This window comes from Pseudomonas sp. (assembly GCF_050739775.1).
Taxonomy (GTDB): domain Bacteria; phylum Pseudomonadota; class Gammaproteobacteria; order Pseudomonadales; family Pseudomonadaceae; genus Aquipseudomonas.
The window spans coordinates 15,606-37,765 of the sequence record NZ_JBOICA010000045.1 but is presented as its reverse complement, the minus strand read 5'-3'; the positions used below and the strand labels follow the sequence as shown (position 1 = coordinate 37,765).

The 22,160-nt window shown below is 59.0% G+C and carries 22 protein-coding genes and 5 tRNA genes; 12 read left to right on the top strand and 15 right to left on the bottom strand.

All coding sequences use genetic code 11. The features are described from left to right. The 3 genes from ACRESH_RS20515 to ACRESH_RS20505 all read left to right on the top strand — a co-directional run. Positions 1–91 (top strand): transposase domain-containing protein (locus ACRESH_RS20515; protein WP_431741333.1); only part of this gene is annotated, 91 nt, incomplete at its 5' end. 572 nt (positions 92–663) lie between these two features. Continuing rightward, the gene (locus tag ACRESH_RS20510; protein WP_288374246.1) at positions 664–906 is read left to right on the top strand and encodes a hypothetical protein; all 243 of its coding nucleotides are present in this window, start codon (positions 664–666) and stop codon (positions 904–906) included. Next, complete coding sequence (locus ACRESH_RS20505) at positions 899–1,825, top strand: site-specific integrase (RefSeq protein ID WP_431743686.1); 927 nt, start codon at positions 899–901, stop codon at positions 1,823–1,825. Before ACRESH_RS20510 ends, ACRESH_RS20505 begins: the two co-directional genes overlap by 8 nt. Before the next feature lie 432 nt (positions 1,826–2,257). Here ACRESH_RS20505 and trfA read toward each other — a convergent pair whose 3' ends face one another. From trfA to ACRESH_RS20475, 6 genes are all read right to left on the bottom strand, one after another. Then, complete coding sequence (gene trfA / locus ACRESH_RS20500; RefSeq protein WP_431743685.1) at positions 2,258–3,136, bottom strand: plasmid replication initiator TrfA; 879 nt, start codon at positions 3,134–3,136, stop codon at positions 2,258–2,260. Positions 3,137–3,144: 8 nt separating this feature from the next. Then, positions 3,145–3,354: a helix-turn-helix transcriptional regulator gene (locus ACRESH_RS20495; RefSeq protein WP_431743684.1), complete on the bottom strand. Its 210-nt coding sequence runs from the start codon at positions 3,352–3,354 to the stop codon at positions 3,145–3,147. Between the two features lie 114 nt (positions 3,355–3,468). After that, positions 3,469–4,191 (bottom strand): hypothetical protein, encoded by a 723-nt coding sequence (locus tag ACRESH_RS20490; RefSeq protein ID WP_431743683.1) that lies wholly within the window; start codon positions 4,189–4,191, stop codon positions 3,469–3,471. Further along, positions 4,188–5,405 (bottom strand): tyrosine-type recombinase/integrase, encoded by a 1,218-nt coding sequence (locus ACRESH_RS20485; protein ID WP_431743682.1) that lies wholly within the window; start codon positions 5,403–5,405, stop codon positions 4,188–4,190. Before ACRESH_RS20485 ends, ACRESH_RS20490 begins: the two co-directional genes overlap by 4 nt. A 165-nt stretch (positions 5,406–5,570) precedes the next feature. Beyond that, positions 5,571–5,646 (bottom strand) — tRNA-Thr (locus ACRESH_RS20480). Positions 5,647–5,709: 63 nt separating this feature from the next. Continuing rightward, positions 5,710–6,138, bottom strand: coding sequence for a pilin (locus ACRESH_RS20475; RefSeq protein ID WP_431743681.1), 429 nt, complete (start codon positions 6,136–6,138; stop codon positions 5,710–5,712). 220 nt (positions 6,139–6,358) lie between these two features. On the opposite strand from ACRESH_RS20475, the gene ACRESH_RS20470 reads away from it, so the two are divergent. From ACRESH_RS20470 to yacG, 4 genes are read left to right on the top strand one after another with little or no spacing between them, the layout of a single operon-like run. Further along, positions 6,359–7,567 carry a type II secretion system F family protein gene (locus ACRESH_RS20470; RefSeq protein WP_431743680.1) on the top strand — a complete coding sequence of 403 codons (1,209 nt, stop codon included), beginning with the start codon at positions 6,359–6,361 and terminating at the stop codon, positions 7,565–7,567. A gap of 2 nt (positions 7,568–7,569) precedes the next feature. Then, positions 7,570–8,439: a prepilin peptidase gene (locus ACRESH_RS20465; RefSeq protein WP_431743679.1), complete on the top strand. Its 870-nt coding sequence runs from the start codon at positions 7,570–7,572 to the stop codon at positions 8,437–8,439. Then, positions 8,439–9,062, top strand: a complete 624-nt coding sequence (gene coaE, locus ACRESH_RS20460) for a dephospho-CoA kinase (RefSeq protein WP_431743678.1) — start codon at positions 8,439–8,441, stop codon at positions 9,060–9,062. Before ACRESH_RS20465 ends, coaE begins: the two co-directional genes overlap by 1 nt. Further along, entirely contained in the window at positions 9,059–9,265 is a 207-nt protein-coding gene (gene yacG, locus ACRESH_RS20455) for a DNA gyrase inhibitor YacG (protein WP_431743677.1), read from the top strand. The genes coaE and yacG overlap by 4 nt, the downstream gene beginning before the upstream one ends. Before the next feature lie 3 nt (positions 9,266–9,268). Here the strand turns inward: yacG and ACRESH_RS20450 are convergent, their stop codons facing one another. Beyond that, positions 9,269–9,958 (bottom strand): energy-coupling factor ABC transporter permease, encoded by a 690-nt coding sequence (locus ACRESH_RS20450; RefSeq protein ID WP_431743676.1) that lies wholly within the window; start codon positions 9,956–9,958, stop codon positions 9,269–9,271. Positions 9,959–10,216: 258 nt separating this feature from the next. Here ACRESH_RS20450 and ACRESH_RS20445 point away from each other — a divergent pair, with 258 nt between their 5' ends. From ACRESH_RS20445 to ACRESH_RS20430, 4 genes are all read left to right on the top strand, one after another. Further along, the gene (locus ACRESH_RS20445; protein ID WP_431743675.1) at positions 10,217–12,634 is read left to right on the top strand and encodes a DUF2235 domain-containing protein; all 2,418 of its coding nucleotides are present in this window, start codon (positions 10,217–10,219) and stop codon (positions 12,632–12,634) included. A 111-nt stretch (positions 12,635–12,745) separates the two neighbouring features. Continuing rightward, positions 12,746–13,375, top strand: coding sequence for a DUF1780 domain-containing protein (locus ACRESH_RS20440; RefSeq protein ID WP_431743674.1), 630 nt, complete (start codon positions 12,746–12,748; stop codon positions 13,373–13,375). Between the two features lie 168 nt (positions 13,376–13,543). Further along, on the top strand, positions 13,544–13,717 hold the full coding sequence (locus ACRESH_RS20435; protein ID WP_431743673.1) for a DUF3094 family protein: 174 nt from the start codon (positions 13,544–13,546) through the stop codon (positions 13,715–13,717). 80 nt (positions 13,718–13,797) lie between these two features. Beyond that, on the top strand, positions 13,798–15,093 hold the full coding sequence (locus tag ACRESH_RS20430; RefSeq protein WP_431743672.1) for an NAD(P)/FAD-dependent oxidoreductase: 1,296 nt from the start codon (positions 13,798–13,800) through the stop codon (positions 15,091–15,093). A 94-nt stretch (positions 15,094–15,187) separates the two neighbouring features. On the opposite strand, the gene ACRESH_RS20425 is transcribed toward ACRESH_RS20430, so the two are convergent. The 8 genes from ACRESH_RS20425 to rluD form a co-directional block, all read right to left on the bottom strand. Continuing rightward, positions 15,188–15,709, bottom strand: a complete 522-nt coding sequence (locus tag ACRESH_RS20425; RefSeq protein WP_431743671.1) for a dihydrofolate reductase family protein — start codon at positions 15,707–15,709, stop codon at positions 15,188–15,190. A 103-nt stretch (positions 15,710–15,812) separates the two neighbouring features. After that, positions 15,813–15,889, bottom strand: a tRNA-Pro gene (locus ACRESH_RS20420). Positions 15,890–15,987: 98 nt separating this feature from the next. Beyond that, a tRNA-Lys gene (locus ACRESH_RS20415) sits at positions 15,988–16,063 on the bottom strand. Positions 16,064–16,068: 5 nt separating this feature from the next. Beyond that, positions 16,069–16,145 (bottom strand) — tRNA-Pro (locus ACRESH_RS20410). A gap of 10 nt (positions 16,146–16,155) precedes the next feature. After that, positions 16,156–16,231: transfer RNA gene (locus ACRESH_RS20405), tRNA-Asn, on the bottom strand. A 296-nt stretch (positions 16,232–16,527) separates the two neighbouring features. Next, positions 16,528–19,092: an ATP-dependent chaperone ClpB gene (clpB, locus tag ACRESH_RS20400; RefSeq protein ID WP_431743670.1), complete on the bottom strand. Its 2,565-nt coding sequence runs from the start codon at positions 19,090–19,092 to the stop codon at positions 16,528–16,530. Between the two features lie 124 nt (positions 19,093–19,216). Beyond that, the gene (gene pgeF, locus ACRESH_RS20395; protein ID WP_431743669.1) at positions 19,217–19,957 is read right to left on the bottom strand and encodes a peptidoglycan editing factor PgeF; all 741 of its coding nucleotides are present in this window, start codon (positions 19,955–19,957) and stop codon (positions 19,217–19,219) included. Then, complete coding sequence (gene rluD / locus ACRESH_RS20390) at positions 19,954–20,916, bottom strand: 23S rRNA pseudouridine(1911/1915/1917) synthase RluD (protein ID WP_431743668.1); 963 nt, start codon at positions 20,914–20,916, stop codon at positions 19,954–19,956. The genes pgeF and rluD overlap by 4 nt, the downstream gene beginning before the upstream one ends. Before the next feature lie 150 nt (positions 20,917–21,066). Between rluD and ACRESH_RS20385 the strand changes: the two genes are divergently transcribed. After that, a complete protein-coding gene (locus ACRESH_RS20385) occupies positions 21,067–22,083 on the top strand; it encodes an outer membrane protein assembly factor BamD (RefSeq protein WP_431743667.1) in 1,017 nt (338 codons plus the stop codon). The last annotated feature ends 77 nt before the right edge of the window (positions 22,084–22,160 follow it).

Below are 22,160 nucleotides of genomic sequence, written 5' to 3'. Positions count from 1 at the left end.
TGCCTATCTCAAGGACGTGCTGACGCGGTTGCCGACGCAGAAGGCCAGTGAGATCGACCAACTGCTACCGCATCAATGGATGTCGGGCTGACCTGAGCAAGGTGTGTTCCCCAACCGCTTACAGTCATGACGCTCTGTGCCCGCTATGTAACGCGCCTAAACGGCGCTCTACATAGCGGGCACACTCGACCATTCCTATTTGACGCAACAAATACAACGCAGCGACATTGCGTTGTCTGCCCATCCTCATTTTCGTAAGCTGATTGGGAACCAAACCGCACTGCCCGGCAGTTTCGTTACCCGTGTGATTCATGGGTTGAGACAGTGGCAGGCGGCTCGGCCTGCGTCATCGCGGGCACTAGCCCATCGGCCACACCCGCGTCATCGCATGTGTGCCCGGCCCAACGCCGACTACGTGTCGGGACCATCAACGACCAACCACTTGAGGAGAGAAGACAACCCAGCATGGTCAGCCAGACCCAATGGCAACCGAACCTGAACGGACACTTAGGAACTCACTCGGAGACTCCGAGTAGGCGTGAACAGTCCCCGCCTGCATCTCATGCTAAGGGGGGCGAACAGGCACACAACGAACCATCTACGGATGGTGTGTCGCTGAACCGGAAACGGTCAGGAGTTCTTACACCTGATAGAGAGAATCCCATGAGCGAATTCGATGCGCAGAGCATTACTACACGCCTCAAGGCCGAATCTAGGATTCGGAGAAAGCCCCGAACCTATGCCCAACGTCGCTCATTGCTGGATAACTACAAGTACGAGCTGCTACAGCTTGATTCAGCAGGCTGCAATGGCACCGAACTGCAACGCTGGGTAGCGGAAAAAGGCATCAAGATTCAGCGTTCGACAGTGCACCGATGGCTACATCGGAATCGCCTGAGTGGCTAAGTTTGCCAAGCCTGCAAAACAAGCCGCGTCCGTGATGAAAAGCCTCCAAGGCGCTCACATCCGTTCAGTGGGCACCGTTCGCAATTATGAGCAACGCTTGGTGCGCATTACCGCTTACCTTCAGGAGCATCGACTCGGCAGCCTTCGTGAAATGACCCCCGCCCGTGCCCTTGAGTACCTCCGCCTAAGGGCGACCGTCGTTGGCCAGAAAACCTTGGATATGGAGCGCCAGGCCCTGCAAGCCATGATGCAGCATGTCACTCACCAGCTATCACTGGGCCAGCCCCTTGAAGTCATCAAGAGCACGGCAATAGGTCGCACAGGAACGGCAAACCATCCTGCCTTGGGCCGTAGGCTGGCCGATCAGACAAGAGCCTACAACGGCGAGCAAATGTCATTGATTGCAGCTCGTCAAGCTCCCCACAACGCACTGGCGACAGAGATTGCGTATGCCGCAGGTCTCCGTGCCCATGAGTTACTCGGCCTTCGCAGAACGCACCAACGCGTACCGGACCAACGTCCTGCGCATGGAATGAAGTTTTCAGGAATTCGCGAATCGACCATCAGCTACACCGTTCACGGCAAAGGTGGGCTGATCCGTGAAGTCCGTATTCCAACTCCCCTAGCCCAGCGACTGGAGAGAACCCGGCTGACAGAGCCACGAACTGTCAAAGATCGAGGAATCAACTACCAACAGTTTTACGAGATTGGCGGTGGTCAGCCTTGGAGCAAAAGCGTTAGCGCAGCTTCCAAAGCAGCACTCGGGTGGTCGAACGGCGCACATGGACTGCGACATACCTACGCCCAGGAGCGCATGGCGAAATTGCAAAGCCACTTAACGCGAAAGCAGGCACTGGCCGTGGTTTCGCAGGAAATGGGCCACTTCCGGCCGGAAATTACAGAGGTTTACCTGCGTTAAGAATAAACATCGACCCTACATGGATCAGCAGCAGCTTGCTCTTCGTGATCGGCGTAGCAGTGATCGTAATTGGTGTTTTGGCAGTGATGCTCTTGGAAGGCAAAAAATGCAGGGCGCGACTCAGCGCGTCACCTTCCCTATCCGAGCGTCAAGCAATGGGGCATGACCCATCATTGGACACCTCACTGCCTCAACTGAAACGGCACTGATTAGAATTGATTAATAATAGATTAGTGCGCACCGCGAAAGATGCTGCACCCCTGATCTTTACTGGGCTAGAGCGCTATTCCAGATTCGAACTCACGGGGTGCTAGAACGGTACATCATGGGTGCTGGAACGGCATCGCAGGGGTCTTGGAACGGTAGCCTAGGGTGCTGGAACGGTAAGATCAGGGGCGCTGGAACGGCAAAAATAGGGGTACTGGAACGGTATTAGCGCTTTTTGGCCAAATGACGCTGCTGAGAAGCACTTGGGGTAGTCTTAACTTTTACAAGATTTCCGTCCAAAAGATAACTAAGCGGCTGTCCTTCTGTCGTACTAGCACACGCGACAGCTTCAAGGGAACGGCGCAAATCTTTTTTGAAGTCAGGCAAAGACCTCGCACGACTCCCACATAATTGGTGCAGGGTATCAACCTTAAAATCATAAGACCTTGCATGCGATGAGTAAAATCCATGCACCCATTGAGCAAGCGGCTTTCCGTGCAGTGCTTGGCGAACAGACCAGTTCACCTTGGTATACTGGCTCCCATTAAAAAGCACATGAAGCTTAGAATTCAAGCAAATTACGTATATACGCTCACTCCGCTCGTTCTGCCCCCGATAGACTTCATGAATTAAACTCCCTTCGTATGAGTACCTGCCCATTCCAATCTGCAAGGCGGTAGCCTTAAGCCTACTAATACGTTTATCTAAAATTCTTCGATTTTTCCCCGTATCTGTTTTTCCTAGCAACTTCAAAAGCCTATAAGCTGTAACTTTACACTCCGCCCCAAACTCTTGTGTTAGCGCCAGGTGCAAGACCGCCCCCCAGACATCCAAGTCTCCTTGATCAAGCAGCGCTCCTGTATAAATCATGTCGATACCACCCAAAGAGTCAACCTTGACTCGTTCGAGATATGGCCGACGCCCTTTTGCAATTGCCCCAAACAGCGCTGAGCGAAGAATCACGTTAGGAATAGGACGTACCGATTCGGACGAATTCGGTAGTGCCACAACCTCGTCGTAGACCTCGACCGCGACCTCCTTAGGCTTCGCGACGGATCGCTTCCGGTTTACCTCTAGCCTGGCCATAAGATTGGCCAGTGACATATTTACACTCATTGCTGAGGGGCACCTGCGATGATTTTTTTTGCCACCCAGGCATGCACTTGCTCTGTAGGCCAAGCTACGGAGTTCGCGCCAAGGGAAATACCAGCTGGAAATTCTCCAGATCGGATCAGCCGATAGATCTGAGACTTACTGAGCCCTACGAGAGCACACACACCAGGCAAGCGGAGCAACAGAGGTGAGAGAGGTTGACTAGCCATCGGAACGGATCTCCTTAGAACCGGATTGGATGGCTATGGATTAAACGGCACTCCGGAGAGGCTTTCTGGCAATTGCCAAAAATCTAGGAAATACCCAAATTTAGATGCCTAGGCCTAGTCACCAACGTACTTTTCGAGCGTTCGACGGTTACCCCGAAAATCCTCAACCTCTGCTGCAGCTGCTAGATCAGCAAGAACAGCCCGCCACTTTGATGGTCTCTTATTTAGATCCAGCTGAGAAGCAGCGAGCAAAATGGCCGCCGGGCTTGTTTTTTTCGAAAGACCACGATGGGCTTTATCGACCTCGATAATTATTTCTATAAGTCCGCGCGCGAGCCCCTGAATCGAAACTAGTTCCTTCCCCTGGAAGGCTTTAGCTCCTTCCTCGCCAGGCTTATATGGAGCGACCTCAGGCGCTTCATTAAGCAGAAAACCTGGTAACTCGATGGGGGTAGAAGAAACTAGATCGCTAAGCAGGGATCTAGATAGATAAACCATGCTAGGCGGAATATCTTTAGTATCGCTGTGCTTGCCAACATAAAGGCATCGAACAAGGTTGAATTCAGAGTTGCAACCTTGTTCGATCAGAGCATTAAAATATTCAGCGAGCCCCGAAAAATATATTTTATAAGTCTTGGTGGAGCGCATAGAGCTCCCTACTTTTCCAACCCAGACAATATTATTCGGGATGGCCTTGTTGGGCTGTTTCGAGTGGTGATCAGTATTCAGCTCAGTAAATAGTTCATGCAGAGCATAAGCAGCGTCCGGAGGGCTTACTTTATAGTGACGAGCATACTCCGGCACCAAATCCGAAAGGCGCATTACGTCGTCATTCATGCAATTTTCCTCCCCACTGTGATAGCGACTTCGCTATTGCTGCATGGCAAAGCTCCCAGGTGATCTGCATACCACTGCAGCATCTCTCGCCGTCCCTCCAAGTACTGGGCATGGTTATAGGTGCCACGAATACTGTTCTTGTCGACATGCGCCAACTGGGTCTCGACCCACTCGCTGGGATAGCCCTGCTCGTGCAAAGTGGTTGACATCGTGTGGCGGAAACCATGCCCTGTAGCCCTGCCGTCGTAACCGGAGCGTTTCAACAACTGATTAATCGCAGCCTCGCTCATCGGCTTCGCGGGGTCATTACGACCAGGAAACGCAAGCGTGTAACCACCTGTGATGCCTTCTAGTTCACGCAACGCAGTCACCGCTTGCCTCGACAAAGGGACTAGATGGGCGCGACGCATTTTCATCCGCTGGGCTGGAATCGTCCAAAGGCCATTTTCGAGGTCAAACTCGGACCACGGCGCCCCTCTGAGCTCGGCAGTCCGCACACCCGTGAGAATTAGCAAACGGGTAGCAATTTTCACCACGTCATGCCCTGGGCAAGCGTGGAAGCCTCGAATCAGATCTGGGATTTCCGCGATAGGAAGGAAGGGGTAGTGCCGGGAGGTAGGCGTTTGAAGTGCCCCTCCAATATCTGCGATGGGGTTGTACTCGACCCTGCCCGTGGCAATCGCAAAGCGGTACACCTCTTGGCAGCGCTGTCGAACCTTGCGTAGCTTTTCCAAAGCCCCACGTGACTCTATGCGGCGGAAGACCTGTAACCACTGCATAGGCTTGATCTCAGACAGAGGCAAGCTTCCAACCTGCGGAAAGATGTCCAGCTCAAAAGCCTCGATGACGTCAGTCGCATACCCTTCTGACCAGCGTGCAGACTTATGCTGATGCCACTCCAATGCGAGACTTTTGAAGGTATTGGCACGAGAAATTGCCGCCTGAGCCCGAGCGACCTTTCTCTCAAGGCCTGGATGCCGCCCCTGTGAGACCAGCTGGCGTGCATCAAACGCAAGCTGGCGAGCCTGCGCCAACGTAACGTTGTCGATAGTGCCCAAAGAAATGTGTGACTGCTTACCGTCCAGCCTGAAACGGAAGCGCCAAGACTTACCGCCGGCGGCTCGAATCCAGAGGAATAAGCCACCTCCGTCAGCAAGGCCAAAGTCCTTTTCGCGGGGTGCAGAGTTCTTCACTTGCAGCGCTGTCAAAGGCATCCGAGTACCCATAGATTATTGAACAGCGCAAAGGTACTCGAAGGGGTACTCAGATAGCAAGGGCTGGGATGGGATCGGATGGCACCGCATGAAACAGAAAGCCCGCACTAGGCGGGCTTCTGAGGGGTTTCATGCGACTGCTTGGCACTGCATGAATCTATTGACTGGTGCCGGAGACAGGAATCGAACCTGCGACCTTCGCGTTACGAGTGCGCTGCTCTACCGACTGAGCTACACCGGCGTGGCATCAACGCTACCACTGCCGGATCGCTTACGCAAATCACTGTTTAATAACAGCTATTGCTCACTGTGCCGGGGCACTTTCAGCGGGCTTGCAGCCGGCTGGGGCGAGGTCTTCTTCGAGGGTGCTGGCGCAGGCCCAGCCGGTGGCCGAGCGGGTCAGGCTGAGGGTTTTGCCCAGGGCGGTGGCCGGGGCATCGACCAGGGTGCAGACGATGCTGCCTGCGCCCGTGGCAGCAGTGCCAGTAGCGGTGATGCTGCAGTTGCTGGTGCTGGCCTGACCGCCCAGGGCGGTTACGTCGGTGACGTCTTTACCCTCGTTCATGCGCAGGTCGAACGGGGTTTTCAGGGCGGAAATCTCGACCAGGGCGGCAGTCGCTTTGGTCCGCACCTGGTGGTTGGTGTACATGGGCAAGGCGATGGTCGCCAGGATGCCGATGATCGCCACCACGATCATCAGTTCGATCAAGGTAATGCCGCGTTGTCCTTTCATGGACGTTCTCCCTCGCAAAATCGGTTCTGGTCAGCGGCGCTCAGGGGCGGGCCACCAACAGGCGCGCCAGTAGGCCCGAATAGACACCTTTTGTCACCCTGTGCCGGTCATTCGCTGATGCCGACTCGACTACTCTAGTGAGCAACGGGCACTCCTGCTCGTTGTACCAACCCCGAAGCTGTTTCCGGGTTTGTGCGGGCCACGCAGCAAGGATGTCGCGATGACCGGAAAAACCTATAGCTACAGCTGGCAAGGCACCACGGCACAAGGGGCACTGGTCAGCGGCGAAAGCCGCGGGCGCAGCCCTACCCTGCTGCGCGCCGAGTTGCGTAAACGCGGTATTCGACCGGTAAGCGTCGAACGGGTACGGGCCGGATTGTGGCGCAGGCCGGGCACGCTGAATACTCGCGAGCTGAGCCAGTTCAGCCGTCAACTTGCCAGTTTGATCTGCTCCGGCGTCGCGCTGCTACAAGCGCTTGAGGTGATTGCCCAAAGCAGCAGCAACCCGGCGCTGATCAACCTGCTTGGTACGCTGAAAACCGATATCGGTGCTGGCTGCAATCTGGCGGATGCCTTGCGTCGACACCCCAGGTACTTCGATGCGCTGTACTGCAACCTGATTGCCGCCGGTGAACAATCTGGCAGCCTGGAAAGCGTGCTCGAACAGGTCGCCAGCCTGCAGGAGCAACGCCAGGCGCTGCGCTCGCGGTTGAAAAAGGCGATGACTTATCCACTGATCGTGCTGCTGACTGGCCTCGGTGTTTCCAGCCTGTTGCTGCTTGAGGTGGTGCCGCAGTTTCAGACGATGTTCAGCGGCTTCGGCGCGGAACTGCCGGCATTCACCCGTCGGGTGATTGGTTTGTCCGATTGGTTGGGGCAGTACTTTGGCTGGTTGCTGCTGTGCACGTTCGGCAGTGTCTGGGGCCTGTGTCGGGCCTATCGGCGCCAGCCAGCGTTTCGTCTGTGGTGTCTGAGCCTAGCGCTGAAGCTGCCGGTTATCGGGGCCTTGCTGAGCCATGCCGCCCTGGCCCGTTTCGCCCGCACCCTGTCGACCTCTTTCGCGGCGGGCGTGCCGCTGGTGGAGGCGCTGGGGCCAGTGGCCGGTGCTTGCGGCAATCCGTTGTATGAACAAGCCGTGCTGCGGCTGCGCAAGGACTTGGCCAGCGGCCAGTCATTGAGCCAGGCGATGGTCGCCAGCGGTTTGTTTCCACGGTTGATGCAACAGATGTGCGCCATTGGCGAGACAGGCGGTACGCTGGACGATATGCTCGCCAGAGTCGCCAGCCATTATGAAAGCGCCATCGAGCGCTTGCTCGATAACCTGGCCAGCCTGCTCGAACCTCTGATCGTGCTGATTCTCGGGCTGCTGGTGGGCAGCCTGGTGATCGCCATGTACCTGCCAATCTTTCAGTTGGGTAGTGTGACCTGAACATGGACCTGATGGATACGCTGGCCAGCCAGCCGCTGTTTTACCTGGGGGCTGCCCTGCTTCTGGGGCTGATCGTCGGCAGCTTTCTCAACGTGCTGGTGCACCGTCTGCCGATCATGCTGCAACAGCAGTGGCAGGCTGAAGCACGCGAGGTGCTGGAACTGCCCAGCGAAGGCGAGCCTGAGCGTTACGATCTGATCCTGCCCGCTTCACACTGCCCGCAGTGCGGGCATCGCATTCGCGCCTGGGAAAATATTCCGGTCCTGAGCTACCTGCTGCTGCGCGGGCGCTGCAGCAGTTGCCGCACTGCCATCAGTGCCCGTTATCCGCTGGTGGAACTGGGCTGCGCGGCATTAACGGTGTTTGTCGCCTGGCATCTGGGTGCCAACACCGCTGCACTGGCCCTAATGCTGTTCAGCTGGGGGCTGTTGGCCATGAGCCTGATCGACATCGAGCACCGGCTGTTGCCCGATGCCCTGGTGCTGCCGCTGTTGTGGCTGGGGCTGATCGCCAACGCTTTCGAGCTTTTCGTGCCCCTGGCGGATGCCCTGTGGGGTGCGGTCGCAGGCTATTTGAGCCTGTGGTCGGTGTTCTGGCTGTTCAAGATCATCACCGGCAAAGAAGGCATGGGCTATGGCGACTTCAAGTTGCTGGCGCTGATCGGCGCCTGGGGTGGCTGGCAGATTCTGCCGCTGACGTTGCTGCTGTCGTCGGTGCTGGGCGCGGTGATCGGGCTGATCATGCTGCGGGTTAAGGGCCTGAAGGTCAGCACGCAGATCTCCTTTGGTCCCTATCTGGCCATCGCGGGCTGGATCGCACTGCTCTGGGGTGGTCAAATAACCACTTCTTACCTGAATTTTTCTGGAATGTGATGACCACCGCTGCTTTCACTCCCTGGATTCTCGGCCTCACCGGCGGCATCGGCAGTGGCAAGAGCGCTGCCGCCCAGCGCTTTGTCGAACTGGGTGTGCACCTGGTCGATGCCGATCAGGCCGCGCGCTGGGTAGTCGAGCCCGGGCGTCCGGCACTGGCCAGTATCGTCGAGCGCTTCGGTGCTGGCGTACTGCAGGAAGATGGCCAACTGAACCGTGCGGCACTGCGTGAGCTGATCTTCAGCGACCCTGAGCAACGGCGCTGGCTGGAAGCCCTGCTGCATCCCTTGATCGGCCAGGAGATTTTCAGCTACCTGGCCAAGGCTGAGTCGCCTTATGCGGTGTTGGTTTCGCCGCTGATGGTCGAATCGGGCCAGTATCAGCGCACTCAACGCCTGTTGGTGATCGATGCACCTCAGGAACTGCAGGTCCAGCGCACCCTGCTGCGCGACCAGACCAGCCCTGAGCAGGTCCAGGCCATCCTCAAGGCCCAGGCCAGCCGCGAAGAGCGCCTGCGCCACGCCCATGATGTGCTGGTCAACGACCGCGACCTGGCCTGGCTGCATTCGGAGGTCGACCGCCTGCACCACTTTTACCTGACTTTGCGAGGAGGCCAAGCATGAGCCAACCCCTGACCGTAGAATGCCCGACCTGTGGCGCCCCCGTTGAATGGAACGCCGCCAGCCCGTTCCGGCCGTTCTGTTCCGATCGCTGCAAGTTGATCGACCTCGGCGCCTGGGCCGCTGAAGAGCACAAGATCCCAGTCGCACCGGATGCTGAAGACGATCTGTTTTCCGGCGAGCTCGATCCCCGCGCCCACCATTGAGCCTCAGCGCCCGGGGTCGTCGTCCTTCCAGGGCGCCTGCAGATAGCGGGTGCGGTTGAAGGTCTCCAGCCACTCCGGGCAAAACACCACCAGTGCGCTGACGATCATGCCGTTGATAAAAGCTTCGGGAAAAATGATCAGCCACAGGTAGCCGATAAAGTCTTCGATCCACTCCGGCATCACGAAAAGCCCGTCCAGCCACAACAGGCCGAGCCCGAGCAGCAGGCACAGCAGTGCCGCCAAGGCTGCGGCAAAAAAACCCGAACAGAAGATGTAGACGAACAGGTTTCGCGGCTGCGCCCGTTCCACCAGGATGGCGCAGACCTCGGTGACCAGCACCGGCAGGCCGATGAACAGCAAGCCATTGACGCCCATGGCCGCAAGGTCCTGGCGCCCCATCATGATGAGCCCGACCTGGGCCAGCAAACCGCCAAGAATCGCCAGCGGCCAATCCAACAGCAAGGTAACCGCGGTCATGCCGATGAAGTGGTAAGACACCCCGTTGTCGAAATCACGCCGCACCAGCCATAACGCGAACAACGCGAAGACGGTGCCGAACAGCAAGTGCTGGCGGCGACTGTCGGTGAACAGTTCGACCCATCGCGTGCGCGCCAGCGCCCACGCAAGCAGCGCTACATAACCGACCCAGCCCAGGGTCAGGCTGTGGTCAGACAGCACATGAGCATCAATCACGGCAGCGGGGCCCTTGAGCAAAGACGTGCCTGGCAGTCTACACCCCTGGTGCTGGCGAGTACCGCCTCAACGGGAAGTGGCTTTTTGCCCTCAATGTTTTCCATCCTTCGACTATTCTCAACCAAAGGCAGCCCTGGCGCGGTTGCCAATCACTGATACGAGGCGGGCCGAGGCTGTGCAGCCATCGCGCCAACCTGGCGACGGGCCACTGGATAAGCAGTCGTGGGCAGTCCTGGCGCTCCTTGAGAGGAGTTGGTCATGCCCAAGCACCTTGTGCTGTTTTCAGACGGAACCGGCAACAGCGCCGGCAAGCTGTTCAAGACCAACGTCTGGCGGCTTTACCAGGCCGTCGACCTCAGCGATCCGGCCAACCCGCAACAACCCAGGCAGTTCGCCTTCTACGACGACGGTGTCGGTACCTCGGCATTCAAGCCCCTGGCGCTGGCCGGAGGTGGATTTGGCGTGGGCCTGGCGCGCAACGTAATCGACCTGTATGTGTTCCTTTGCCGGATGTATGAGCCCGGCGACAAGATCTATGTGTTCGGCTTCAGCCGCGGTGCCTTCACCGTACGGGTACTGATCGGATTGGTCATGACCCAGGGTCTGCTGCGCTACAGCGGCAGCGAACGCGACCTTGAGCGCCTGGCCTGGGATGCCTACCGGGCATTTCGCCGTGACCGATTCCCCAGCCATTGGGGCATCGAGAAGCTCAGGAACCTTCGCGATCACATTCTCAATGCGAAGAACTGGATGCGCGGCAATACCCTTTACAGCAATACCGAGCGCTTGGGGCTCCCGGAGTCTTCGGCGCCCATCACCATCGAGTTCCTCGGTCTGTGGGATACCGTAGACGCCTACGGGCTACCGGTAGACCAGCTCACACGGGCTATCGACAAGTTCATCTGGCCGCTGACCATGCGTGACTACAACCTCAGCCCCAGGGTTCTACATGCACGCCAGGCACTGGCGCTGGATGATGAGCGCAACACCTTTCATCCACGCTTGTGGAACGAAGCGCCTGACTCGAAGCATCCCGAGCAAGGCGTGCCAAATGCGAACCGGCGCAGCCGCCACATTGATGCTGAACGCGTCAGCCAGGTGTGGTTTTGCGGCATGCACGCCAACGTCGGCGGCGGCTATGCCGACGACAGCCTGTCCTACGTCCCGCTGCAGTGGATCATGAGTGAGGCCGACAAGCATGGCTTGCGTCTGGAGCCATCGATCTGGAACGAACTGATCGCCCTGTCGGACGAAAACGGCAAGCTCTATGACTCGCGCCACGGCGTGGCGAGCTACTACTGCTACAACCCGCGCCGGATCGATCGTCTCAATCGCACCGACAAAGTAAGGGTACCCAGAACCAAGGTTCATGAAAGCGTACTGCGGCGGATCAAAGTCGATCCCGACGGTTATGCCCCCATCAGCCTGCCGCCGAACTTTTCCGTGGTGCGCTTCGATGGCAGCATCGTTAATATCGAGCACTACCTGACGCTGATGAATGCCAGACAAGGCAATAGCAACGCGGGTGCGGTACCCAAGCGCTGGATGAAGGGCTTCAGGGCAGCCCGGGAGGATGTCTACAACACCGTGTGGCGGCGACGCGTCGCGTACTTCCTGACGCTCTTCGTGTCACTGACACTGGCGGCGATGCCGCTGTTCGCGCCCGCCCGGGCAAGCTGCCAGGACACACTGTGCGTGGTGAGCAAGCCCATCAGCCTGCTCGATCATGTGCTGCCCTCGTTCGCCAGCACCTGGACCGCCTCCTTTGCCTCCAACCCGAACCTGTTCCTGCCGTTGATCCTGGTGCTGTTCCTGTGTATGGCCTGGGGCAAGCATCTGGATACTACGATCAGGGACAAGATGCGCCGTGTCTGGTACGGCATTGCGCCGCTCAAGCCCAAGTCGGTGGCGTCGATGCCGCCACTGCGCAGGCCGCCGCTCCTGGACAAGAGCATCCAACGCCTGCGTACCCACGCCGCCTACAAGGCGTTCATGTACATCCTCAGCTACCGACTGATGCCTTTTGTGTTTGTCCTGGCAATCCTGCTGGGTGGTCTCATGCTGCTGAGCCAACCGCTGTTCGCCTGGGGCGCCGCTTCCGGGACCCTGTGCCAGGCGCAAGGCAACAGCGCCAGCGACAAGGTGAGCTTCTGGTTCGACACGCGTACGCTCTGCGCCTACTCCGGTATGCAGGTTCGCCAAGGCCGCACCTATCAGGTATCGCTGCAAGTGCCTGATCAGTGGCGCTGGAGCGACAAGAGCATCCCGGCCAACCCAGGCGGTTTCGAATGTCCTCTGGCATTTACCACCTCCGTGGTGATGGCACTCTCGACGCCTGCACGCCGGCACGTCGGTCAGCCCTGGTTCCAGACCATGGTGCGTGTCGGCGCCAACGGCAACGACAGTTACGCACTGCCCATCAAGCCTGAAGAGCCGTTACTAGTGGAGCATTGCAAAAAAACCAAGATCCAGGAGTGGCCCAAAGGCTGGCGTTGCCCTCCTGATGCGGTTTCCCTCGAAGGTGGCCGAGTCTTCAACAGCACCTTCACGGCACGCGCCGACGGCCCCTTGTTCTTCTATGTAAACGACGCCGTGAGTTGGCCATTTTTTAGCGACTACTTCTACCGCAACAACCAGGGATGCGCGCGCGTAACGGTCACGCAATCACAGCAGTAACACTCACGCCCTGCCACCGATCGTCGACTGACGGATCGGTCTACCCTGCGTCTTTCTGTTCGCTGAACGACTTTATTTCTGAAGACACAATTGAACGCTAAGCTTGTCCCCATGGACGACTCAGACTACTTGCGCCTGCTCACCATTCAGGCCGAACAAGCCAATGCGTTTCTTTCCAATGCCCGTAAATGGGAACGCGAGCGTTGGGTCTGCCAGCGCCTGCTGCAAGGCCTGAACATTCCTTACCGCGGCGAAGATTTCACTCCTGCCGGCCAAGAACCGCCTGACGTGCTGTTTCGCGATGCCTCTTTCGAGGTGTTTTTCGTCCTCGACGAAGGCCGTCGGCTCAATGATGAGTGGCGCGAAGAGCTGCAACGGCGGCGCAGCGCCTTTTCCCTGAGCCAATTGGTGCGGCGCGAAGCGCGGCCGCGGCGGATCAGTGCCCAGGAGCTGCTGCAGCGCCTGGCCCCGACCTTGCGCAAGAAATCCCATAACTACCAGGAGCGCGGGCTCGACCTGAGCGAGCTGGACATAATCGCCTTCGCCAGCCTCAAGCGCGAAGTGCTCGACCTCAACAGCCACTTCCCGCCGCCCACCGAATACCTGCGCCAGGGCTGGCGTTCGCTGTCACTGGTCGGGCCGACCTTCGCCCGGGTGCTGTTCGCCCACCCCGACGCGCCGGACTTTCTGCGTGGCAACCTGGGCCGCAGCATTGTTTTCGATGTCGGCATCAGCCTCTGAACTGGCCCCCTGCCCACGCGCAATGGCATAAATTGCGCGGTGGTGATACAAAGCGCAATCATTCGTCATGAAGACCGCCGCGCGACTGCACCATGGGCTTTGTTCAAACAACTACAGTGAACCCTGTAGCTTCCCTTCAGTCACAAGCGTCTACCTGACGAGGCCCTCATGACCAGCCGCCTGAATCCCAAAGACCAGCGTCGTGTCGATCACTACCTGCAAGCACCCCAGCATCAAGTCGAGCGCAAGCCTTTCCGGCCCTGGCTGCTCCTTTGCATGGTGGTGCTGGTGACGGCTGGCCTGGGCCTGTTGAGCCGCCTCTTGAGTAACCTGGTGCTATGAGCTGCCTTGCGCTCGCCCGAACCGCCCTGAGCGGCCGCCCACTCGAGACCCGAATTCCGTAAACCTTATGAGATATCCCCATGACTCACCGTATTGTGATTGTCGGCGGCGGCGCCGGCGGCCTGGAACTGGCGACCCGCCTGGGTAAAACCCTGGGCAAGAAGGGCAGCGCCAGCATCACCCTGGTCGACGCCAACCTGACGCACATCTGGAAACCATTGCTGCACGAAGTCGCCGCAGGCTCGCTGAACTCTTCGGAAGACGAACTGAACTACGTGGCCCAGGCCAAGTGGAATCATTTCCAGTTCCAGCTCGGCCGCATGAGTGGCCTGGACCGCGAGAGCAAACAGATCCAACTGGCCGCGACCCTCGACGAAGAGGGCCGCGAGTTGCTGCCTGCGCGGACCCTGGGCTACGACTCCCTGGTTATTGCTGTGGGTAGCAACACCAACGACTTCGGCACCCTGGGCGCGGCCCAGCACTGCCTGTTCCTGGATACTCGCAAGCAAGCCGAGCGCTTCCATCAGCAGTTGCTCAATCATTATCTGCGCGCCCATGCTGGCGACCAGGCTAACGAAACCATCAGCGTGGCCATTGTCGGTGCCGGTGCCACCGGGGTGGAACTGGCCGCCGAGCTGCATCATGCCGCCCACGAGTTGGCCGCCTATGGCCTGGACCGTATCCAGCCCAAGGACATGCTCATCACCCTGATCGAAGCGGGCCCACGGGTGCTGCCGGCATTGCCGGAGCGCATAAGTGTGCCGGTGCACCAGACCCTGGAGAAACTCGGTATCACGGTCATGACCAATGCGTCGGTCAGTGAAGTCACGGCAACCGAGCTTAAAACCAGCAATGGCGATGTGATCCCGGCCAGCCTCAAAGTCTGGGCCGCGGGTATTCGCGCGCCCGGTTTCCTCAAGGACATCGACGGTCTGGAGACCAACCGGATCAACCAACTAGTGGTTCGCCCTACCCTGCAGACCACCTTGGACGACGATATCTTCGCTTTCGGCGATTGCGCCGCCTGCCCTCAGCCGGGCAGCGACCGCAACGTACCGCCACGGGCCCAGGCCGCCCACCAGCAGGCCTCGATGCTGGCCAAGTCGTTGAAGGCACGTCTGGAAGGCAAGCCGTTGCCAACCTACGCCTACCGTGATTACGGCTCGCTGGTATCGCTGTCGCGCTTCTCGGCGGTGGGTAACCTGATGGGCAACCTGACCGGTAGCGTGATGCTCGAAGGCTGGTTGGCGCGGATGTTCTACGTGTCGTTGTACCGTATGCACCAGATGGCGCTGTATGGCACCTTCCGGACCTTGATGCTGATGTTGGGTAGCCGAATCGGCCGCGGCACCGAGCCGCGCCTGAAGCTGCACTGAAATCATCGCTGGCAAAGCCAGCTCCTACAAGTTTGGCGTCCACACAAATCTGTAGGAGCCGGCATTGCCGGCGATGGGCTGCAAAGCAGCCCCATCAACGAAGTACCCGATAGGTACTCTGCACAAAACCATTCTCGAATGTGGTACTGCGTACGTGCTCTAGCCTCACATCCCCCGCCAATGCCCCGAACAGGGGTATCCCATTGCCCAGCAACACCGGTATCCGGGTGATGGTCAATTCATCCACCCGTCCTTCACGCAAGAAGCTCTGCACCACCTTGCCGCCGTCGAGGTACAGGCTCTTGGCGCCTGTGTCGCGCAAATGCTCGATCAGGTCGGCAATCGGCCCAGGGTGCACTTCAACGCCATCCGCCTGGCCCAGGGTGCTACTCAACACCACCACCCGCTTGTGTGGATACGGCCAGTCGCCAAAGGTCAGGACTTTCTCGTAGGTATTGCGCCCCATGACCAGGGTATCGACCGTCGCCATGTAAGCGGTGTAGCCGTGGTCGTCGCTGGAGCTGGTGGCAACCATCAACCAGTCCAGCTCACCGCTTTCACGGGCGATGAATCCATCGAGGCTGGTGGCGATGTATACGGAGGCTTTGAGGGTCATAGGGCAGCTCCCTTGCAGAACACTGCCGGATAGTAGCAGGCAATTTTCCAGGCTGCAGAAACGAAAAAAGGGCACCTTTTGCAAGGTGCCCTTTTCTCTAATATGGTCGGGGTAAGGGGATTCGAACTCCTGACATCCTGCTCCCAAAGCAGGCGCGCTACCGGACTGCGCTATACCCCGGTAAAAAAAAGGCACCAATTAAGGCGCCTTTTTTACGGCTGGACGCTAATGGCGTTCCAACCTATTAAGATCCAAACCCAGCGAACCGGACTCGAAAATGGTGGGTCGTGTAGGATTCGAACCTACGACCAATTGGTTAAAAGCCAACTGCTCTACCAACTGAGCTAACGACCCAAAAATGGTCGGGGTAAGGGGATTCGAACTCCTGACATCCTGCTCCCAAAGCAGGCGCGCTACCGGACTGCGCTATACCCCGGTTTGAAATTTGGCTCCGCGACCAGGACTCGAACCTGGGACCCAATGATTAACAGTCATTTGCTCTACCGACTGAGCTATCGCGGAACTATCAATTTCAAGTGCTGCAATTTCGAAAACTGTACCACTACCGCTTCGAACTCTTCGACCTTGTGCATCGCTGCGTTCATGTCTCTGAGGCGCGCTATTCTACAACCTTAAAAACCCTTGTCAACCCCTAATTTGCATTCAACTTACTGATTTGCAACTTTTTTTCAGATTCCCGATTTTGCCGGAAAGCTGCGGGGGCGACATACAGCGGGGCGCACTTTACAAGCACTCGAGAAAAAATGCAAAGAAAAAAGGCCTCGAAATTCGAGGCCTTAGCGTAACCCACCGAAAAATCAGGCGAAGACGATTTCCTCGCCCTCTACCTTGGCGGTAATCCCGGTACCCGGCAAGAACTTGCCGGCCAGGATCAACTGCGCCAACGGGTTTTCGATCCAACGCTGGATGGCCCGTTTCAACGGCCGTGCACCGTAGACCGGGTCGTAACCGACAGCGATCAGTTTATCCAGCGCTTCGTCGCTCAGTTCCAGGCTCAGGTCGCGCTCGGCCAGACGGCTGCGCAGGCGGCCCAACTGGATCTGCGTGATGCCAGCGATCTGCTCGCGGCCCAGGGGCTCGAACACCACCACTTCGTCGATACGGTTGATGAACTCAGGGCGAAAGTGCGAACCCACCGCGTCCATCACCGCAGCCCGCTGCGCTTCGCGATCCCCCACCAGGTCCTGGATCTGCGCCGAGCCGAGGTTGGAGGTCATCACGATCACGGTATTGCGAAAATCCACCGTGCGTCCGTGGCTGTCAGTCAGGCGACCGTCTTCAAGGACTTGCAGCAACACGTTGAAAACATCCGGGTGCGCCTTCTCCACCTCGTCGAGCAGTACGACAGCATACGGCTTGCGCCGTACCGCTTCGGTCAGGTAGCCGCCCTCTTCATAACCGACATAACCTGGTGGAGCACCGATCAGCCGTGCCACGGAATGTTTCTCCATGAACTCGGACATATCGATACGCACCATGGCTTCTTCGGTGTCGAACAGGAACTCGGCCAGGGCTTTGCACAGCTCGGTTTTACCCACCCCGGTCGGGCCGAGGAACAGGAATGAGCCACTTGGCCGGTTCGGATCGGACAACCCGGCACGCGAACGACGCACGGCATTGGAGACAGCGACGACGGCCTCTTCCTGACCGATCACACGCTGGTGTAGCAGACTTTCCATCTTCAGCAGTTTTTCCCGCTCGCCTTCCAGCATCTTGGCCACCGGAATACCGGTCCACTTGGAGACGACCTCAGCGATTTCCTCTTCCGTCACCTTGTTGCGCAACAGCTGGTTCTCGGCCTTGCCGTGCTGGTCGACCATCTGCAGGCTGCGCTCCAGGTCCGGGATCACCCCGTACTGCAGCTCGGCCATGCGGCTGAGGTCGCCTTTGCGCCGAGCCGTTTCCAGCTCCTGGCGCGACTGCTCGATTTTCTGCTGGATCTGCGCAGAGCCCTGCACTTCGGCTTTTTCCGAAGTCCAGATTTCTTCCAGATCGGCGTATTCACGCTCCAGCCGGGCAATCTCTTCAGTCAGTTTTTCCAGACGTTTGAGCGCGGCTTCGTCTTCTTCTTTCTTCAGCGCCTGGGATTCAACCTTGAGCTGAATCAGGCGGCGCTCCAGGCGATCGAGCACTTCCGGCTTGGAGTCGATCTCCATGCGAATGCGGCTAGCCGCTTCGTCGACCAGGTCGATAGCCTTGTCCGGCAGTTGCCGGTCAGTGATGTAGCGATGGCTGAGCTTGGCCGCGGCAATGATCGCGCCGTCGGTGATCGCCACCTTGTGGTGTACCTCGTAACGCTCTTTGAGGCCACGCAGGATGGCGATGGTGTCTTCCTCGCTCGGCTCCTCTACCAGCACTTTTTGGAAGCGCCGCTCAAGGGCCGCGTCTTTCTCGATGTACTGGCGGTACTCGTTCAGGGTCGTGGCACCGACGCAGTGCAGCTCACCACGGGCCAGGGCCGGCTTGAGCATGTTACCGGCGTCCATTGAGCCTTCACCTTTACCGGCGCCGACCATGGTGTGCAGTTCGTCGATGAACAGGATGATCTGCCCTTCCTGCTTGGACAGCTCATTGAGCAGCCCTTTGAGGCGTTCTTCGAACTCACCGCGGAACTTGGCACCAGCAATCAGCGCGCCCATATCCAGCGAAAGCAGACGCTTGCCTTTGAGGCCGTCCGGCACTTCGCCGTTGATGATGCGCTGGGCCAGGCCTTCGGCAATGGCGGTTTTACCCACGCCAGGCTCACCGATCAGCACCGGGTTGTTCTTGGTCCGGCGTTGCAGTACCTGAATGGTGCGGCGGATCTCGTCGTCACGGCCGATCACTGGGTCGAGCTTGCCGTCTTCGGCACGCTTGGTCAGGTCGATGGTGTACTTGTCCAGGGCCTGGCGCGATTCTTCGGCGTTGGGGTCGTTGACCGCCTCGCCGCCGCGCAGGTTGCTGATGGCGTTTTCCAGTGCCTTCTTGGTCACGCCCTGGCTCAGCAGCAGTTTGCCGAGCTTGCTGTTCTCGTCCATGGCGGCGAGCAGCACCAGTTCGCTGGAGATGAACTGGTCGCCCTTCTGCTGGGCCAGACGGTCGGCCTGGTTGAGCAGACGCGCCAGGTCCTGCGACATGTTCACGTCACCGGTCGGGTTCTGGATTTTCGGCAGTTGGTCGAGCTCTTTGCTCAACGCCTTGCGCAGGCTGTTGACGTCGAAGCCGACCTGCATCAGCAGCGGCTTGATCGAACCGCCTTGCTGATCGATCAACGCTTGCAGCAGGTGCGCAGGCTCGATGGCGGGATGGTCCATACCAACGGCCAGGGATTGGGAATCGGATAACGCCAGCTGTAACTTGCTGGTCAAACGGTCTATTCGCATAAGTTACCTTCCTTTATGGGCAGGCCGGAGCGATGGACACACCTGATGAAGATAAACCTGCCAGAGATACCCCATTAGATAAGGGTGATTCTGGAGGATTCAAGCTTAGCGGGGTTGATTCAGGTCAGCGCGGCTCAAGCCAGACCAGCGAGGCAAAGCGTCCGCCTTGCGGGGTACGCCGGTAAGAATAGAAGCGTGGGTCGCTGACGGTGCACAAACCGCCGCCATACACCGCGTATACGCCACGGGCAGCCAGACGCAGGCGCGCCAGGGCATAGATGTCGGCCATGAGTTTGTCCGGGCGGGCACCGGGCACGAAAGCCTGGGCAGTTTCCGGATGAACGGTCGTGAAGGCATCGCGCACTTCCAGCCCCACTTCAAAGGCTTGCGGGCCAATGGCCGGGCCCAGCCACACCAGCACCTCTTCAGGTGCCAGGGCCAGACGGTCGAGGGTGGCCTCGATCACGCCATTGGCCAGGCCGCGCCAGCCGGCATGGGCAGCGGCAACCCGGGTACCGGCGCGGTCGCAAAACAGCAACGGCAGACAATCGGCGGTCATCACCGTGCAGGCAATGCCTGGGGTGGCGGTCCAGCTGGCATCGGCCTCGGCGATCACGCCAGGGTCGGCATCCGCCGCCGCCACGCCATGCACCTGCTTGAGCCAGGCAGGCTGGATGCCGAACTCGGCAGTCAGGCGTCGACGGTTCTCGGCCACCGCATCAGGCGCATCGCCGACATGGTCACCGAGATTGAAGCTTTCATAGGGCGGCAGGCTAACCCCGCCAACACGCGTGGTGACGCACGCGCGAACCGCGGCTGGCGCAGGCCAGTCCGGGATCAGCAACTCGCGCGCCAGCTCGGTCATCCGACGAACGCCTCGCGGTCCTGCTTGAGCAACGACAGCAACCAGACGAAATCGTCCGGAAGCGCCGATTCCCAGCCCATACGCTCGCCGGTCACCGGGTGATCCAGCTCCAGGAAGCGTGCATGCAGGGCCTGGCGCGGGAAGGTCTTGAGGGCCTCAACCATGGTCGGGCTGGCCGCTGGCGGAATGCGGAAGCGACCGCCGTAGACCGGGTCACCGACCAACGGGAAGTTGACGTGGGCCATGTGTACGCGAATCTGGTGGGTACGTCCGGTTTCCAGCTTGACCCGTACATGGGTATGGGAACGGAAGCGCTCCAGCACACGGTAGTGGCTGACGGCCGGCTTGCCGCCCTCGGTCACGGCCATGCGCTGGCGTTGCCCGCCATGGCGGCCGATCGGCGCGTTGATCTTGCCGCCGGCGGTGACCACACCGATCACGATGCACTCATAGATGCGGCTGACACTGCGGTTTTGCAACTGAGTAACCAGTTGTGTCTGCGCCTGGATGGTCTTGGCCACCACCATCAGACCGGTGGTGTCCTTGTCCAGGCGGTGGACGATGCCGGCACGCGGTACGTTGATGATATCCGGCACATGGTGCAGCAATGCGTTGAGCAGGGTGCCATCGGCGTGGCCCGCAGCCGGGTGGACCACCAGCCCGGCAGGCTTGTTGATCACCAGGATGTGGTCATCTTCATAGACGATATCCAGCTCGATGTCCTGGGCCAGCCACTCGCCCTGGGCTTCCTGCTCGGCCTCGAGGGCCAGCAGCGAGCCGCCATAGACGATATCGCGCGGACGCAGGACGGCGCCATCAACCGTCAGGCGCCCCTCCTTGATCCAGGTGGAAAGGCGCGAGCGCGAGTGCTCAGCGAACAATTGGGCGGCGACTTGGTCGAGGCGTTGCCCGCCCAATTCGGACGGCACCTCTGCGCTAAGTTGAATGATCTCGGACATGCTCGAATCAGCGGGCGGCACAGCCTTTGGTTTCGACTGCACGCTTGTGGTTAAATACGACGTCTTTTGCCCCGAGAGTTGCATCGGGGTGCTCATCATAACAGGACGGCCACGCCCAAGACAGCGGCCGTCATAGGGACGCAAGCCGCCATGCAAGTGAAACACCTGCTGCTGATCGCCATCCTCGGACTGACCGCTGCTTGTTCTTCGAAGGAAGTCGTCGACGAAAACCTGAGCGAAGCCGAGCTGTACCAGCAGGCGCAGGCCGATCTGGACAACCACAGCTACACCAGCGCCACGAGCAAGCTCAAGGCTCTGGAATCGCGCTATCCGTTCGGCCGCTATGCCGATCAGGCCCAGCTCGAGCTGATCTACGCGAACTACAAGAACGCCGAGCCAGAAGCCGCCAAGTCGGCTGCCGAGCGTTTCATTCGCTTGCACCCGCAGCATCCGAATGTCGACTACGCCTACTACCTCAAGGGCCTGACCTCCTTCGATCAGGACCGTGGCCTGCTGGCGCGCTTCCTGCCGCTGGACATGACCAAGCGTGACCCGGGTGCTGCCCGCGACTCCTACAATGAATTCGCCCAGCTGACCAGCCGTTTCCCCAACAGCCGTTACTCGCCAGACGCCAAGCAGCGCATGATCTACCTGCGCAACCTGCTGGCGTCCTACGAAATCCACGTGGCCGACTATTACCTGACCCGTCAGGCCTATGTCGCCGCGGCCAACCGTGGTCGCTACGTGGTCGAGAACTTCCAGGAAACCCCATCGGTCGGCGACGGCCTGGCGGTGATGACCGAAGCCTATATGCGTCTGCACCTGGACGAACTGGCCGCCACCAGCCTGGAAACCCTCAAGCTCAACTACCCGGATCACCCGAGCCTGGTCGACGGTCAGTTCCAGCCCAAGCAGGATGAAGCCGACAACCGCTCCTGGCTGTCCAAGGCCACCCTGGGCCTGATCGAGACCGAAGCGCCGCTGCCGCCGGGCGAAACCCGCGCCAACCAGGACGTGATCAAGCAGTACGAAGATGCCAAGGAAGCGATTCCGGCCGAACTGCTGCCAAAAGACGCAGACGCCGTCGAAGAAGAGGAACACGAAGCGCAAGGTAACAACGACGACCGCTCCTGGTTCAGCTACATGACCTTCGGCGTGTTCGACTGATTGATCATGCAACAGATAAAGGGAGGCCAAGGCCTCCCTTTTTTCATGCCCGAGCCCTAGAATTAAGGCTCTTCACT